Origin of the sequence: Rhizobium phaseoli, assembly GCF_010668805.1 — a bacterium.
Taxonomy (GTDB): domain Bacteria; phylum Pseudomonadota; class Alphaproteobacteria; order Rhizobiales; family Rhizobiaceae; genus Rhizobium; species Rhizobium phaseoli_A.
Genome location: NZ_WUFT01000007.1, coordinates 248025 through 263722, shown reverse-complemented (window position 1 = coordinate 263722; position 15698 = coordinate 248025). Strand labels below are relative to the sequence as shown.

General features: G+C 58.0%; 16 protein-coding genes. 12 read left to right on the top strand and 4 right to left on the bottom strand.

All coding sequences use genetic code 11. The features are described from left to right. Positions 1-50: 50 nt before the first annotated feature. Both GR197_RS13375 and GR197_RS13370 read right to left on the bottom strand, forming a co-directional pair. Complete coding sequence (locus GR197_RS13375) at positions 51-554, bottom strand: isoprenylcysteine carboxyl methyltransferase family protein (RefSeq protein WP_164010159.1); 504 nt, start codon at positions 552-554, stop codon at positions 51-53. Then, entirely contained in the window at positions 551-1603 is a 1053-nt protein-coding gene (locus GR197_RS13370; RefSeq protein WP_164010157.1) for a 3-oxoacyl-[acyl-carrier-protein] synthase III C-terminal domain-containing protein, read from the bottom strand. Before GR197_RS13370 ends, GR197_RS13375 begins: the two co-directional genes overlap by 4 nt. Positions 1604-1772: 169 nt before the next feature. Here GR197_RS13370 and GR197_RS13365 point away from each other — a divergent pair, with 169 nt between their 5' ends. Genes GR197_RS13365 through GR197_RS13355 form a run of 3 tightly spaced genes read left to right on the top strand, consistent with a single transcriptional unit; the run spans position 1773 to position 3763 of the window. Next, positions 1773-2309 (top strand): tetratricopeptide repeat protein, encoded by a 537-nt coding sequence (locus tag GR197_RS13365; RefSeq protein ID WP_164010155.1) that lies wholly within the window; start codon positions 1773-1775, stop codon positions 2307-2309. 45 nt (positions 2310-2354) lie between these two features. Continuing rightward, complete coding sequence (locus tag GR197_RS13360; protein WP_164010153.1) at positions 2355-2960, top strand: RNA polymerase sigma factor; 606 nt, start codon at positions 2355-2357, stop codon at positions 2958-2960. Further along, a complete protein-coding gene (locus tag GR197_RS13355; RefSeq protein WP_164010151.1) occupies positions 2957-3763 on the top strand; it encodes an anti-sigma factor family protein in 807 nt (268 codons plus the stop codon). The genes GR197_RS13360 and GR197_RS13355 overlap by 4 nt, the downstream gene beginning before the upstream one ends. 35 nt (positions 3764-3798) lie before the next feature. Here the strand turns inward: GR197_RS13355 and GR197_RS13350 are convergent, their stop codons facing one another. Next, the gene (locus GR197_RS13350; RefSeq protein ID WP_246724559.1) at positions 3799-5724 is read right to left on the bottom strand and encodes a putative bifunctional diguanylate cyclase/phosphodiesterase; all 1926 of its coding nucleotides are present in this window, start codon (positions 5722-5724) and stop codon (positions 3799-3801) included. 558 nt (positions 5725-6282) lie between these two features. After that, complete coding sequence (locus tag GR197_RS13345; RefSeq protein WP_164010257.1) at positions 6283-7071, bottom strand: glycosyltransferase family 2 protein; 789 nt, start codon at positions 7069-7071, stop codon at positions 6283-6285. A 243-nt stretch (positions 7072-7314) separates the two neighbouring features. On the opposite strand from GR197_RS13345, the gene rfbA reads away from it, so the two are divergent. From rfbA to GR197_RS13300, 9 genes are read left to right on the top strand one after another with little or no spacing between them, the layout of a single operon-like run. After that, complete coding sequence (gene rfbA, locus GR197_RS13340; RefSeq protein ID WP_164010147.1) at positions 7315-8226, top strand: glucose-1-phosphate thymidylyltransferase RfbA; 912 nt, start codon at positions 7315-7317, stop codon at positions 8224-8226. A gap of 24 nt (positions 8227-8250) precedes the next feature. Next, complete coding sequence (locus tag GR197_RS13335; protein WP_012556659.1) at positions 8251-8625, top strand: sugar 3,4-ketoisomerase; 375 nt, start codon at positions 8251-8253, stop codon at positions 8623-8625. Position 8626: 1 nt separating this feature from the next. Then, a complete protein-coding gene (locus GR197_RS13330; protein WP_164010255.1) occupies positions 8627-9733 on the top strand; it encodes a DegT/DnrJ/EryC1/StrS family aminotransferase in 1107 nt (368 codons plus the stop codon). Further along, positions 9730-10608 (top strand): ABC transporter permease, encoded by an 879-nt coding sequence (locus GR197_RS13325; protein ID WP_164010145.1) that lies wholly within the window; start codon positions 9730-9732, stop codon positions 10606-10608. The genes GR197_RS13330 and GR197_RS13325 overlap by 4 nt, the downstream gene beginning before the upstream one ends. Continuing rightward, positions 10608-11927 (top strand): ABC transporter ATP-binding protein, encoded by a 1320-nt coding sequence (locus GR197_RS13320; RefSeq protein WP_164010143.1) that lies wholly within the window; start codon positions 10608-10610, stop codon positions 11925-11927. The genes GR197_RS13325 and GR197_RS13320 overlap by 1 nt, the downstream gene beginning before the upstream one ends. After that, positions 11924-12904: an NAD-dependent 4,6-dehydratase LegB gene (locus GR197_RS13315; protein ID WP_164010141.1), complete on the top strand. Its 981-nt coding sequence runs from the start codon at positions 11924-11926 to the stop codon at positions 12902-12904. Before GR197_RS13320 ends, GR197_RS13315 begins: the two co-directional genes overlap by 4 nt. Then, on the top strand, positions 12897-13610 hold the full coding sequence (locus tag GR197_RS13310; protein WP_164010139.1) for a nucleotidyltransferase family protein: 714 nt from the start codon (positions 12897-12899) through the stop codon (positions 13608-13610). Before GR197_RS13315 ends, GR197_RS13310 begins: the two co-directional genes overlap by 8 nt. Next, positions 13603-14448: an NAD-dependent epimerase/dehydratase family protein gene (locus tag GR197_RS13305; protein ID WP_164010137.1), complete on the top strand. Its 846-nt coding sequence runs from the start codon at positions 13603-13605 to the stop codon at positions 14446-14448. The genes GR197_RS13310 and GR197_RS13305 overlap by 8 nt, the downstream gene beginning before the upstream one ends. A 1-nt stretch (position 14449) precedes the next feature. After that, entirely contained in the window at positions 14450-15520 is a 1071-nt protein-coding gene (locus tag GR197_RS13300) for a radical SAM/SPASM domain-containing protein (RefSeq protein WP_164010129.1), read from the top strand. The last annotated feature ends 178 nt before the right edge of the window (positions 15521-15698 follow it).

Here is a 15698-nt window from a genome sequence, read left to right as displayed (position 1 = left end):
CGGGGTGAAAATGCCCGTGCGGATACCGCCGCGCAAACAAAAAATCGCATTCATTTCAAAATCATTGCGCCTTTCAGTGCGGCATTTTCAGCCTTCACGCGGATATAGAGGACTAAGGCATTCAGAAGCGAAAACCCGATCGCGTAAAACGGCAGGCCGAAGGCCAGCGGAAGGGCGGCGATCTCGCCGACAACGATCGCGTAGTTCGGATGCTGGAGGAAGCGATAGGGTCCCGATGTGACGAGCGGCTCGCCGGGCAGGACGATGATGCGCGTCGTCCAGCGGCCCTTCAGCGTCGCCAGCACCCAGAGCCGCAGCGCCTGCAGCCCCGTGAAGACGGCAAACCAGAAGGGTTCGACCGGCCTGCCTGAAGCAAGCAGCCAGAGCCCGATGATCCAGGCTGTATGCAGCGCCACCATGACGGGATAGTGCTCCGCTGCGACCTCTCTGGCGCCCTTGGCGAGCAGAGCGGCGGTGTTGCGCCGGGCGAGCGCCAGTTCCCCCAGCCGCTGCAGCGTCACGAAGGTAAGCAGCGCGATCGACGGCCACATCATGCCGTCCTCCTCAGCGTCACGCAGCTTGCCGAAAAGCCTGGGCCCATGGCAATCATCGCCGCCCGCGCCGGCAACCCGGCACGGATCGCCCGTTCCAGCACGAACAGGATGGTCGGCGACGACATGTTGCCGTAGTCGGCAAGCACCGCGCGCTCGTGATCGAGCGAGCCGGGCGCCAGCGAAAGCGCGCTCTCCATCGCCGCCAGCACTTTCGTCCCGCCGGGATGGCAGATGAAGCGGTCGATATCTGCCGGTTTCAGTCCGTTTCGCGCCAGAATGGCAGTCACCGCCGGGCCGAGCTCGCGTTCGGCAAAGGGCGGCAGCGATTGCGCCAGCACGATACCGAAGCCGCCATCGTCGATCTTCCAGCCCATGATGTCGAGCGTATCGGGAAAGAGGTGTTCGCCGGTCGATTCCACTTCCGCCAGCCCGCCTCCGCCCGACCGCAGCACGCAGGCGGCGGCACCGTCGCCGAACAGCGCTGTCGCGATGATGTTCGGTCGGGTCAGCTCGTCCAGCCGGAAGGCAAGCGTGCAAAGCTCGATCGAGACGAACAGCACGGCGGCGCCCGGCCGGCTCCGCGCCAGCCGCGAGGCGATCGCAAAGCCGGACACACCGGCAGCACAGCCGAGCCCGAACACCGGCACGCGCTCGATATCGGTCCTGAAACCCATCCGGCGGGCCAGCTGCGCATCGAGGCTCGGCGTCGTAAAACCGGTGGAGGAGACAGTAACCACGCAGTCGACATCGCCGGCCGTAAGCCCTGCCTGACGGAGAGCAGCGGTGGCGGCCTTAGCGAAAAGCTCACCCGCTACCTCCGCATAGGCCTGCATCCGGTCCTGCCAGCCATGCGGCTCGTCGAACCAGGCAAGCGGCCGTGCCGCATGGCGCTTTTGAATGCCGGCACTGTCGAAGACGCGGGCAAGATGGCGGAAATCCTCGAAACGGTCGGCAAACAGCCGGCCGGAGGCTTCGACCGCCTCTTTCTGGAAAATGACATGTTCGGGTGCGGCGACGGCGAGGCTGACGAGTTTTACGGTATCGGTCACTAAATTCTCCTTGTCGTTCCCGGCGTAACGCTGAGAACACCCGGTTTCGACGATCTATTCGGCCTCGGTGGCTTCACGAAGCCGTGATGGAGAAAATAGGAAGGCTGCCGAATAAAGCGCGGGGCAGCGGTGTTTTCTCCTCGCAACGTCACTTTTGAGGAGTTTTCCCATGACGATCATGACAGTCCGTATTGCTTCCCTCATTCTCGGCGGCTGCCTTGCCGCTTCCGTTTTCTCCGGCCCGGTCTTTGCAGCCGGCAATGACAGCAGCACGATGCCGACCTGCAAGAAGGGTGAGATCTACGATCAGAAGACCAAGAAATGCGTCAAGCAGCAGAGCGCCAACGTCTCGGACGAGAACCGCACCGACTACGCCTATTCGCTGGCCAAGACCGGCCGCTACGAAGAGGCGCTTGCCATGCTCGACACGGTCAAGGACCAGAATACGGCCGAGGTGCTGAACTATCGCGGCTATGCCACCCGCAAGCTCGGCCGCACCGACGAGGGCATCTCCTATTACCTCAAGTCGGTGAAGATGGACCCGCAATACGCCAAGGTCCGCGAATATCTCGGCGAAGCCTATGTCATCAAGGGTCAGCTCGACCTCGCCAAGGATCAGTTGAGCACCATCAAGGCGATCTGCGGCACCTCTTGTGAAGAATATCAGGATCTGAACGCCGCCATCATCGACCCGTCGAAGATCTGATTGGTAAGCATCGGCGGGAAACGGAACAGAGAAAGGCATGTGAGAATGTCTGTCGCGCCTACCTCATTTCCTGCCTATAGTCGCGCGAGAATGGAATCGCCGGTTCGTCCGGCGGTTCCGAAAAATGCAGGATCGGCGGAGGCGGCCATCGCCAGCGAAGCGGATATCAGGAGCGGCCTGACGGAAAATCTGGCAAGGCTCTGGCGTTATGGTCTTGTTCTCTCGCATCAGCGTGATGTCGCCGACGATCTGGTGCAGGCGACCTGTGTTCGCGCTCTGGAACGTGCCGATCAGTTTGTCCCCGGCACCCGGCTCGACCGCTGGCTGTTTTCGATCCTCCATTCGATCTGGCTGAACGAGATCCGTTCCCGCCGGGTGCGCCAGGGCCAGGGTTTCGTCGATGCCCGGGAGACGCTGACCTTCGACGGCGCGCATGCCACCGAAATGCAGGTGATGGCCGGTCAGGTGCTGAAACGGGTCAATGCGCTGCCCGAAGCACAGAGAACGGTGGTTTTCCTCGCCTATGTCGAAGGGCTTTCCTATCGCGAGGTGGCAAGCATATTGGATATTCCGATCGGAACTGTGATGAGCCGGCTGGCGGCAGCCCGCGCCAAGCTCTCCGGCGATGGCCTGGAAGGGGGACGGCAATGAACACGAAGCAAATCATTCCCTCCGACGAGGATCTGACCGCCTTCATCGACGGCGAATTGACGGCCGAAGAGGCCGCACGCATCGAGACCATGGTGATGAATGAAGACGAGAGCGTCGCCGAGCGGCTGGAATTCCTGGCGCGCGCCAGCCTGCCCTTCGAGCCGGCCTTTGCCCCGCTGCTCGCCGAAGCCCCGCGCCAGAAACTGGAGACGATGCTCGCCGCCATCCCGGCGCGCAAGAGCGCAAAATCAGGCCTCCCACCCACATTCGCCACCCGTCGCCACTTCCTCGGCGCGCTTGCCGCCTCGCTGGTTGCCGGCATCGCCATCGACCGCGCTTTCATCGGCATCGGCAGGGGCTTTTCGGCAAGGGACGAAAACAGCGAATGGCGCGCCGTGGTCGCCGATTATATCTCCCTCTATACGCCCGAAACCCTTGCCGGCCCCGTTCCCGCCAGAGACGTCCAGGCCGCCCAGCTCGGCTCCCTCGACGACAAGCTCGGCCTGTCACTGTCACCCGAGGCCGTCTCGCTTCCGGGCATTGATTTCAAACGCGCTCTGCTGTTGCAATATGACGGCAAACCGCTCGCCCAGATCGCCTATCTCGACCCCGAAACCGGCCCGATGGCGCTCTGCATCGTCAGATCAGATGCAGGCACCAAGGCGGCGGACCTCGAAAACCGCAAGGGCATGAATGTCGTCTACTGGTCGAACGCGACGCACGCCTTCATGCTGATAGGGCATGCGGAGGCGGATCGGATGACGGCGATTGCGGATGGGGTGCGCGGCAAGGTAACTGCGTAAGCTATGTCTTACGCGCGGCCGGAGGACTAGCGGGTTCAATGAAGGCGAGCACGATTTGGGAATGACAGGTTGGACCGCAAATTCAAAAACGCGGGTATGTCCTCCTCCCGCATCGGCCGCGAATAGAAATATCCCTGGATCAGGAAACCGCCGAGCTCTCTGAGGACTGTCACTTCTTCCTGCGTTTCGACGCCTTCGATGACGCAGTCGAGGCCCATGTCGCGACCGAGCGCCAGCAGGGATTTGACGATCTTATAGCTGGCCGGCTTCTGATGCAGGTCGGTCACGAAACTCCGGTCGATCTTGATCTTGGTCAGCGGCAGCGCGTGAAGGCGTGAAAGGCTCGAATAGCCGATGCCGAAATCGTCAAGCGATATGCCGCAGCCGAGCGCCTTCAACGTGGTGATCGCGCTTTGAATCTGGCCGAAATCGGCGGCGAAGGCTGTCTCGGTAATCTCGAGATCGAGACATCTGGGATCGAACTGACTTGCGTGGATAATGCTGATGAGATGCAGGAAGCCTTCTGGCGAGGTCAGGTCCTGCGCCGACAAATTGAAGGAAAGGCGAATGCCCGCCGGCCAATCGGACGCGACAGCGAGCGCTTTTTCGAGGAGGGGCCGTGTCAGGCGATTGATGAAGCCCGCCCTTTCGGCGACGGGGATGAACTGGACCGGCGAGACGCTTCCAAGCACGGGGCTCGTCCAGCGCGCCAGCGCCTCGAATCCGATGGTCTCGTCCAATCGGGCATCGACGATCGGCTGAAATACGACGCTCAGTTCCTCCTGCAGATTGGCCATCTGCAGGACCTGTTCGATCCGCGCATCGCGACGGATTTCCGCGTCATGGTCCGACGAGAACAGGACCGCCTTGCCGCGTTTGGTCCGCTTGCCGTGATAGAGCGCGTAGTCGGACCGCTCGAAAAGATCCGCCGCGCTTCTGGCCTTTTCAGGGTAAGCCGCAAAGCCTATGGAGCATGAAATCTGGACGGCGGCTTCCGCAAAGACGAATGGCACCCGCAGCGCATTGCACAGGCTTTCTCCGAGGGCCAGCAGTTCGGCCTCGCTCGTTGGCCCAGGCACGATCAGCGCGAACTCGTCGCCGCCAAGTCTCGCGAGATGGATATTCCCGGCGCATAGCCCGGCAAGACGCTGACCGACTTCGTAGAGCAACTTGTCGCCGATGCCGTGGCCATAGAGATCGTTGACGGGCTTGAAGCCATCGAGATCGATGATGCCGACTGCAAGGCTTTGCCCATTGGCCTCGGCTTCGCTGAAGGCTTCCCCGAGATGGGAGAAGAACGCGCGGCGATTGGGAAGCTCGGTGAGGCTATCGAGATTGGCAAGCCGAAAGTTTTCGTTGCTGAGCGCCTCCGTCTCTATCTTCGCTTCGATCAGCCGTGTGAAATCCCGGTATTGAATGAGAAGGATGGCCAGCATGGTGCCGGAAACAAGCCCGGTATTGATGGCGATGGCGATGAAGACGGCATTGCCCGACAGGGCGAAAAAGATGAAGAACGCGCCGTTGACGATGGCGGCGACGGTAAAGGCTGCCGGGCGCAGATGCATCAGGCAGAAAATGACGCCGATCACGGTAATCGCCATGTAGAAAGCCACATGGCTCTTCGCATAGGCATCGCCGTAAGGAAACAGGAGCAGCGCCCAGCCGGTGAAGGCGACGGCAATAATGCTGGCGAGGCGATTGGTGCGCGCGAGCGCCCGCGCGGCGATCTCAGGGGTTGGCGTGATCCGCATGGAATGCGACCAGGACATGAGGCGAACCGCGCAGACCAATGTCAGAGCGATCGGGATGTACACGGCCAACCAGCTTGGCGCGACCGACATATGGGTCGCCGCCAGCACCCATGTATTGGTCAGCAAGATGACGTACATGAGCGGCAGCTGATAGGAAAAAGCCCTGTACTGCGCCTTGAGCAATTCCGGCTTGTCCAGAGGTATCGACATGAAGGCCCGAACCTTCGCGAGCCTGCTCGTCGACGGGATCGGATCTGTTTTCATGTTTGCGCGCTCTGCTCGACTTTCTTGCAGATCATGGTCGTTTGTATAATTCTCATGAAGCTGCATGAACCGAACGGTTTTGGAAGAAGCAAGTCGCAGGGCGTCGGGCTTGTCTCTCGGGCCAGTCTGCCGCGACAGTTCTATCGGCTTTGGGATCATTGTTTGAAAAGATACAATCGACTCATTCGATTGCATTCGGGCCTCTCGACGGACCGATCAGCTGTACCGTCGACTTAAATTACGGGCGCAGGCAGCCAGTCGGGCGTTTGGATTTCCGCGACCGAACTAAGCATCCAATGCGTTAACGTTTCTGCACCGCAAGCCGGTTGCGCGGCAGGATTATTCGCAAAATGGATATTCAGTTCGCGATGAGGCTCCCGATGCCGCCGCGAGGGCACGAACGCGGTGTGTGGCTTGATGCCAATCGGCGGCGGCGGGCGGGATACGGCGATTGCGGATGGGGTGTATAACCAGCTATTGGCGCCGCATGAGGGACAAGCCCAGCTATCGATTTCGTTTCACGAACTGACCAAGACGGTTCACAAGCTTCGATGCCCAGAACATGAGGATCGAGACCCCTAAGCCATGGTCAGCAAGTGAACGAAGCACCTCCTTGTTCTGACGCGATATGTTCTGAACGTTCTTGTTTGTGGCGCCCCCCAAGCGCATCCTGACCAACACGCGGGGGATATAAACGGTTTTGATGCGCGCGACTTCCAGAAATCGCATCATCAACTCGACGTCGGCTGCCAGCCGATAACGCAGATCGAACGTCCCAAACCGGTCATAGATGTGACGCCGAACATAGAATGTCGGATGCGGCGGACACCAGCCGCGTCCAAAAGAACCGGGTTTAAACGGACAGGATTTCCAATAACGGACTGTGCGATCGGGATGCTGGTTGGAAACATAGATGAGATCGCCATAGCAGCCGTTATAGGCTTCATCTTCCAGCGCGGCTGCCACGGTTTCGAGGGAGCCGCTGCTCTCGAAAGTGTCATCCGCATTCAAGAAGCCGATGATGTCGCCGCTCGCAAGGCCAATCCCCTTGTTCATGGCCTCATAGATACCCCCGTCCGGCTCCGAAACTACGCGGCGGTTCTCCGCCGGCGCCGAAGCGATGATGGCGAGCGTGGAATCGCTTGAGCCACCGTCAATGATAATGTGCTCGAAATCGCGGTAGGTTTGCGTGTCGATGGACCGCAACGTATCGGCAATGGTCCGCTCGGCGTTCCAGCAAACAGTGATGAGGCTTATCCGGGGGGCGCGTGGATCGGCAGTGTCTGCAGCCATTTTAACGGGTGTCTTGCTCATATTCTAAGGGGCGAAATCTGGCCAACCCGTAGCAGACGGAAAGGCGGCATCGCAATCCGGTACTGCAGATTATCCTCGATCAATGCAGCGATTGGGCGACCTCCCGTCTCGGCAAGTGCATTGCATGCCGATCGATCTATCTGTAGTGAGCAGTGTCGAACAGCGATCGTCATCACGACAGCTCGTGAATGCGCGCGGATTTACCAGGTTGCAGGAGGTCTCTTGTCTTCGAAGAAAAAGCTGCGCAAGGGCATCTTGCTTGCCGGAGGCTCGGGCACTCGGCTCCATCCCGCGACTCTCGCCATTTCGAAGCAACTTCTCCCGGTTTTTGACAAACCGATGATCTACTATCCCCTGTCAACGCTGATGCTTGCAGGTATCCGGGATATCCTGATCATCTCCACGCCGCAGGACACCCCACGTTTTGAACAGCTGCTGGGTGACGGCGCCCAATGGGGATTGAATCTTCAATATGCCGTGCAGGCCGCGCCGGAAGGCATTCCCCAGGCGTTCTCGATCGGCAGGGAATTCATCGGGCGAGAGGCAACCGCCCTCGTGCTTGGAGACAATATCTTTTACGGCAACCTCCTGACGCATGACTTATCCGCGGCTTCCGAGAAATCGGACGAAGCGACGATCTTCGCGTATAAAGTCCACGATCCCGAACGGTATGGGGTGGTGGAGTTTGACGGTCAGGGCAAAGTCCTCACCTTGGAGGAAAAGCCATCCAGGCCCCGCTCTTCTTACGCGGTGACGGGTTTATATTTCTACGACAATGACGTGATTGACATTGCTGCCGGTTTGAAACCCTCGCCGCGCGGCGAAACCGAGATTACCGATATCAATCGGCATTATTTGTCGGCCGGGAGGCTGAATGTTGCGGTCCTGGGGAGGGGGCATGCCTGGCTTGATACGGGCACGCATGATTCACTCCTTGAAGCCAGTCAGTTCATTGCCACCATCGAGCGGCGCCAGGGGCTGAAGATTGCCTGCCCCGAAGAAATCGCATTTCATTTGGAATACATAGATGCCGAGCAATTGCTAAGGCTGGCGGCTCCACTTGAAAAGAGCTCTTACGGTCGATACCTCATCAGCCTGGTGAGGGAGCCAGCTCCGCATTTCCCAACCGGCTGAACCGACAAAACTGGAAAACCAATCTTGTCTGCTTTTACCCTGCTTACGTTAAAGACGATGTCCGACGGACGAGGCGCTCTGACCGTCATGGACGGAATACTGCCATTTCCGGTCGTCCGGAGCTTCTGGATCTATGGAGCCGACGGCTATACACGCGGTGGTCATCGTCATCACCAGACTCGACAGGCATTGGTGGCGCTTTCGGGAAGCGTGATGATTTTGATGGACGATGGAAAGGCCCGCGAAGAGATCACCTTGTCGTCACCGGACCAGTGCCTGCTGGTAGAGCCAAGGGACTGGCACGAAATGACCTTCGGTCCCGGTTCGATCCTGCTCGTTTTTGCGTCTCGCGGATACGATAAGGACGACTACATCGACACCCCCTATGAGCGGCTTTGAGATGATTGAGTATGAAAGTCTTGCGCAGGCCAACCGCGCGCTGATGGAAGAGTTGGAGGCGGTTGCTTCCCGTGTCATTCGCTCCGGGTGGTACATACTTGGGAATGAGGTTTCCTCATTCGAAGCTGAATTCGCCGCCTTTGCGGAAAGCAAACATTGCATCAGCGTGGCCAATGGTCTGGATGCGCTGATCCTGTCGATCGAAGCGCTCGATCTGCCGAAAGGCAGCGAGATCCTGGTTGCCTCCAATACCTATATAGCCACTATTCTGGCAATTCTTCGCGCCGGCCACAAACCTGTTCTGGTGGAGCCCGAACGCGAAACCTTCAACATAGACCCGGAGCGCCTTCCCGCGGCGCTCACACGCAAGACGCAGGCAATATGCGTGACGCATCTTTTCGGCAAAGCCTGCCGGATGACGGAGATCGCCGCGTTTGCAAGCGCACATGGTCTCAAGGTGATCGAGGATTGCGCGCAGTCTCATGGTGCACGCTATGACGGCAAGCTGACCGGCACCTTCGGAATTGCCGGCTGCTTCAGCTTCTATCCGACCAAGAATCTCGGAGCTCTCGGAGATGCGGGCGCGATCGTCACGTGCGATGACGAATTTGCAGATCGCCTCAGACACATGCGCAATTACGGCTCGAAGAAAAAATATGAGAACGTCTATATCGGTGTAAATTCCAGGCTTGATGAGATGCAGGCTGCATTCCTGCGGGTCAAACTCCGTCACCTCGATCAGGTGACTGAACATAAGCGGGCACTGGCCGATATCTATTTTGCCAATCTACCCGAATGGCTGGCGCAGCCGCTTCGTCGGCCTGCCGAGTATGACGTGTTTCATATCTTCGGGATACGGCACCCGGCCCGTGACGAATTGCGTCAGTGGCTGCTCGATAACGGGGTCAAGACCGAGATACACTATCCGATCGCGCCGCATAGGCAGAAGGCAATGCAAGGCATTCTTTCCGGCGATTATCCCATTGCCGATGAGTTGCATGCCACCGAACTGAGCCTGCCTATTTCGGCCGGGCATAGCAGCGATGAGATCGAGCGCGTCTGCAGCCTTCTTGCTGCGCTCCCGGAAAAGCTGAAGTTGGCGGCATGACAGAGCACCTGAAAGGACCGGCCTCGGCACGTGCGGATGACGATTGGGATATCGTCATCAAGCCCTCGAAGGGCAATACGCCGGATCTCGGCCTTGTCTGGCAATATCGCGACCTCGTCTGGATGTTTTTCAAGCGGGATTTCACGACATTTTACAAACAGACCATTCTCGGGCCTGTCTGGTACATCATCCAACCGTCGCTGACGGCGATGACCTATTATGTCGTGTTCGGAAAAATCGCCAATCTTTCCACGGATGGCCTTCCGCCCTTCCTGTTTTACATGTCGGGCACGATCATCTGGAGCTATTTTGCTGCCTGTCTGACCAATAACTCCGAGGTCTTCTCGAAAAACGCCAATCTGTTCGGAAAGGTCTATTTTCCCAGGCTTGTGGTGCCGCTCTCCGTTGCGATGAGCGGCCTTGTCGCCTTTGCGATCCAGTTCCTGCTCTTGCTGACGGTTTCGATTGGGCTGAAAATTGCCAATCCCGATCTGGCCCTGAACTATTGGTTCCTGTTTCTGACGCCGCTGGTGCTGCTCTATATCGCCGTGCTGGGCATCGGTGCCGGGCTTGTCGTTTCGGCGCTGACGGTGCGTTTCCGCGATCTTGTCTATGCCGTCGGGTTCATGACGCAACTCTGGATGTATGCGACGCCGATCGTATACCCCTTCAGCCAGATCCCGGAACGGTATCATTGGTTCTATTATCTCAATCCAATGACGACGCCGGTTCAAACCTTCCGCTGGGCACTATTCGACGCTCCCGTCTTGCCCATCGGTCTTTGCCTCGCCAATCTCGCGGTAACTATCGCAATCACCCTGTGCGGGCTGGCACTTTTTTCGCGGGCGGAAGCCAACGCGATGGATACCGTCTGATGAACGACATCGTTATTCGAGCGGAGCACGTCAGTAAGCTCTATCGTCTTGGCGTGATCAATCACGGCACTCTCTATCGCGACCTTCAGAGCTGGTGGGCGAAGTGGCGCAATCTTCCGGATCCGAATGTTTCGGTATCCGACCATACGTCCGACCGCGGCGCGCAGTCGCGGCTGAAGGGGGACATTTTCCATGCGCTGGATGATGTCTCTTTCGAGGTCGGACAGGGCGAGATCGTCGGGATTATCGGCAGGAACGGGGCCGGAAAATCCACGCTGTTAAAGGTGATGTCGCGTATCACCATGCCCAACTCCGGCTTCATTGGCATACGAGGCAGAATTGCCAGCCTGCTTGAAGTCGGCACCGGATTTCATCCGGAACTCACCGGCCGGGAGAACGTCTATCTCAATGGTGCCATCCTTGGCATGAGCCGTGCCGAGGTCAGATCGAAATTCGATGAGATCGTCGAGTTTGCCGAGATCGGCGAATTTATCGACACGCCGGTGAAGCGATATTCGTCCGGCATGTATGTGCGTCTGGCCTTCGCCGTCGCGGCGCATCTCGAGCCGGAAATACTTCTGGTCGACGAGGTATTGGCTGTCGGCGACGTCAACTTCCAGAATAAATGCATGGGGCGCATGCAGGAAGTCACGAAGGCCGGACGAACGATTATCTTCGTCAGCCACAACATGACGGCGATCAGCAGCATCTGCCCGAAATCTATCCTGATGGCCGATGGAAAAGTCGCTGCGATGGGCGATACCGCAGATGTGATAAAAGCCTACCTCGACCGCCCGGAATTCGGCGGCACGGCAATTTACTCCGTCAATCCCGAGGACGTCGATGGAAAGGCGGTCATTTGCCGTGTTGCGGTACTGAACGAGAGGGACGAGGTTTCGGGAACAGTGGAACTGTCTAAGGGCTTCTCCGTCGAGGTCGAATACGAATTGAGGGAGCCTCTTTCCGGTCTCTCGGTCGGGATGCAGATCATGATGGAGGACGGCTACACCCCCCTCGTCAGCCTTTCCGATCCCGAGCTCGACGTCGGGCGCCTGGATACCCGGCCAGCCGGTTATTATCGCGCCCGGGTCAAATTTCCCGGATATCTTCTCAATACCGGCACCTTCTACCTGCGGCTGGGCATATCGAGCCGGTTCTCGATCTATTCGGTCGCCGAAGGCATTCGGTTTGACGTGGAAGATAATGTCGGAATTATCCAGATGCTGGGTCAGCAACGGAAGCCGTCGATTTCAGCGATACAGCTGCCTTGGGAGGTTGAGAAGCTTTTCCTGCGCGATTCTGAGGGTGTGTTGAAATGAAGAAAGCGCTTGTCACCGGGGCAGATGGGTTCATCGGCTCCCACCTTGTCGAGACGCTGGTCAGGTCGGGTGTCGAAGTTCGCGCCCTCTGCCAGTATAATTCGTTTTCCAGCTGGGGCTGGCTCGACCAATCGGAATATCGCGGCAAGTTCGAGGTGATCCTCGGAGACGTCCGTGATCCCGCCCAGATGCGCTCCGTCGCCAGAGGTGTCGACACGATCTTCCATCTTGCCGCGCTGATTGCGATTCCCTATTCCTATCAGGCTCCCTCAAGCTACATCGATACCAATGTGCATGGGACGCTGAACGTCCTTCAAGGGGCTCTCGACGCCGGTGTCGGAAGAGTGATCCAGACCTCGACGAGCGAAGTTTATGGGACCGCACGTTTTGTGCCGATCAGCGAAAGCCATCCCTTGCAAGCGCAGTCGCCCTATTCGGCGTCCAAAATCGGCGCCGATGCGATCGCCTACAGTTATCATTCGAGCTTCGATCTGCCGGTGACGATCGCACGGCCTTTCAACACCTACGGCCCGCGACAATCTGCAAGGGCGGTTATTCCAACCGTGATTTCGCAGCTTCTGAGTGGACGAAGGACGCTGAAGCTTGGTGCGCTCTCGCCCACCCGGGATTTCAATTTCGTGCAGGATACGTGCGAGGGCTTTCTGGCGCTAGCGGCCTGCGACGAAGCCATCGGACAGACGGTCAATATCGGCTCGGGCAGCGAGATATCGATCGGCGATACCGTTCGGCTGATCGCCGATATCATCGGCGTCAACATCGAGATTGAATGCGATGAACAGCGGTTGCGTCCGGCAAACAGCGAAGTGGAACGCCTGTGCTGTGATAACAGCCTGATCAAGTCTCTGACGGGATTTTCGCCTCGCTACAGCATGAAAGACGGGCTCCAGGCGACGGTCGAATGGCTGCGTCAGCCTGAGAATCTGGCGCGGTATAAGGCGGATATTTTCAATGTCTAGGCGAGCAGTCATTCTGGCAGGGGGAATGGGAACGCGGCTGCGGCCCTATACCGTCGTGCTTCCCAAGCCGCTGATGCCGATCGGCGATTATCCCATTCTTGAGGTTATCATTCGTCAGCTGATAGCGGGCGGATTCCAGCATATAACGCTTGCCGTCAATCATCAGGCCGAATTGATCAAGGCGTTTTTCCAGGATGGCGACAAATGGGGCGTGCGCATCGACTATTCGCTGGAGGATCAGCCGCTTGGCACCATGGGTCCGCTGCGGCTGATCAAGGATCTGCCGGAGAATTTTCTGGTCATGAACGGAGACATCCTGACGGACCTGAACTACGCGGATTTTCATGATGCTCACATCCGGGAGGGGAATATATTCACCATCTCGTCAAAGACACGCGAGCATCGCATAGACTACGGCGTTCTGGACACCAACGAAGCAGGGCTGCTGACAGGTTTTCGGGAAAAGCCGACAGCTGAGTATAAAGTCAGCATGGGGGTCTATATGGTGTCTTCGACAGCGGTCGAGTACATCCCGCAACACGGGGCCTACGGCTTTGACCGGTTGATGCTCGATCTCCTTGCGGCCGGAAAGCCGGCGACGGTTCGTGATTTTCCAGGCTATTGGCTCGATATCGGACGGCCCGACGATTATGCGTTGGCGATCGAGCAGTTCGAAACCATGCAATCTAGGTTCTTGAATGGTTGATGCCATCGTCACCGGTGCTGGCGGCTTTCTCGGGAAGCGTCTGGTTGAGCGGCTTAAACAGGCCGGCGTTGAGGTGCTTGCGGTTGACCGAACGCATGGTGATATAAGCGAAGAGGGAATCTGGCAGGCGCTTCCCGCTGCCCGCACGCTGTTTCACCTTGCCGGCCGGACGTTTGTTCCGGATAGCTGGTCACAAGGCCCGAGTTTCATGGCCGCCAATGTTCTCGGTACGCAGCATGCTTTGAACTGGTGCAAGCGACACAAGGCGAGGCTCGTATTCGCAAGCGCCTATGTTTACGGAGTGCCGGAGCGCCTGCCGATCCATGAAAACGATCGGGTCAGGCCGAACAACCCCTACGCTCTTTCCAAACACCTTGCCGAACAACTCTGTGAGTTTGCTGCCACACACGAGCAAATACCGGTGGTGGTATTGCGTCTTTTCAATATATATGGGGCTGGGCAGCGTCCGGAGTTCCTGATACCGACGCTTCTGAACCGGATACGGGCGAAGCAGGACATACAGGTCATGGACCTCAGCCCGCGGCGGGATTATGTCTTCGTTGACGATGTCCTGAGCGCCTTTGCCAAGGCCATGGACGTGTCGGAAGGTTACCACTGCATCAATATCGGCTCCGGCACGTCGTATTCGGTGCAGGAAATCATCGATTTCTTGCAGAAAGCGGCCGGCACTGATCTACCAGTAGTGTCGTCTTGCGATGTTCGGCGGAATGAAATACCTGACGTGCGGGCCGATATTACGCGGGCTCGCGCCGTTCTCGGATGGCGGCCGGAATGGGATATGCCCGCCGGCATCCGCGTGATGATGAAGGAGTCTTAAATTGAACGAGCGTTACGTTCCGATCAACAAGGGCAACTACTCGATGGACACGGACGAGCGCGAAGCCGCGTTCGACAGATTCCGTGGCGAGGGCTGGGAAACCGAATACGCGGATTACCGTCGCAAGTGGTCGGAATATGCCCTGAACCAGCAGGTTTCGGATTACCCGCTGCTGGTTGATCTCGAGCTGGCGTCGATCTGCAATCTGCGTTGCCCGATGTGCTATACAATCAGCGACGAGTTCAAGAAAAACGTCAATACGACGCGGATGGACTGGGACCTCTATTGCCGCATCATCGATGAGATCGGCGGCAAGGTCCCGGCGATCCGTCTGTCGCTGCGCGGAGAAGCGACGCTGCACAAGCGCTTCGCCGACTGCGTGCGTTACGCCAAGGATCACGGGATCAAAGAGGTCTCGACCCTCACCCATGGCTTCAAGCTCAACAGAGACTATTTCGCCGAGCTCGTCGATGCCGGCATCGACTGGATCACCATTTCGGTCGACGGCACCGGTGAGACCTACGAGAAGATACGCAAGCCGATCAAGTTCCAAGCCCTGCTCGATAAGATCAAGGAGATAAAGAAGTACAAGGAAGAACGCGGTCTCCACCGCCCTGTTATCAAGGTGCAGGGTATCTGGCCGGCAATCCGCGAAAATCCGGATCTCTATTATGAGACGTTTGCGCCGCATGTAGATCTGGTCGCCTTTAATCCGCTGATCGATTACCTCTGGAACGACACCGAGATTGAGTATCTCGAAAACTTTACCTGCCCGCAGCAGTATCAACGGCTTGTTATCGGCGCGGACGGGCTCGTCATGAAGTGCTCGAATGACGAGGAAAATAAGGAATTGGTGGGCGACGCAAAAAAGCAGACTGTACATGAAATCTGGCACGGCGAGAAAATGAACGCTGTGCGCGCGCTTCATAAGGAGCCGCAAGGTTTTCTGAAAAGCGAGGTTTGCCGCCGCTGCTATCTACCGCGCTTGACCAATGACGAACTGGTAGAGATTGGCGGTCGGGAGGTAACCGTGCGCAACTATGTCGACCGTATTCAGGAAATCGGTAAGTGACGTGACTCCCGTGGGAGCAAACCGAGTGTGAAACCCGACGGGAGCGACGAAGGACAATATCCACGGTGATCATGGGCCGGTGCGGAAGGGACTTTCTCGATTGATACTTATCGGAATGGTCGGCATCAATGCAAATTTACGCGATATTGGTCGGCGTGCCAGCTCGAGCCGGTAAATT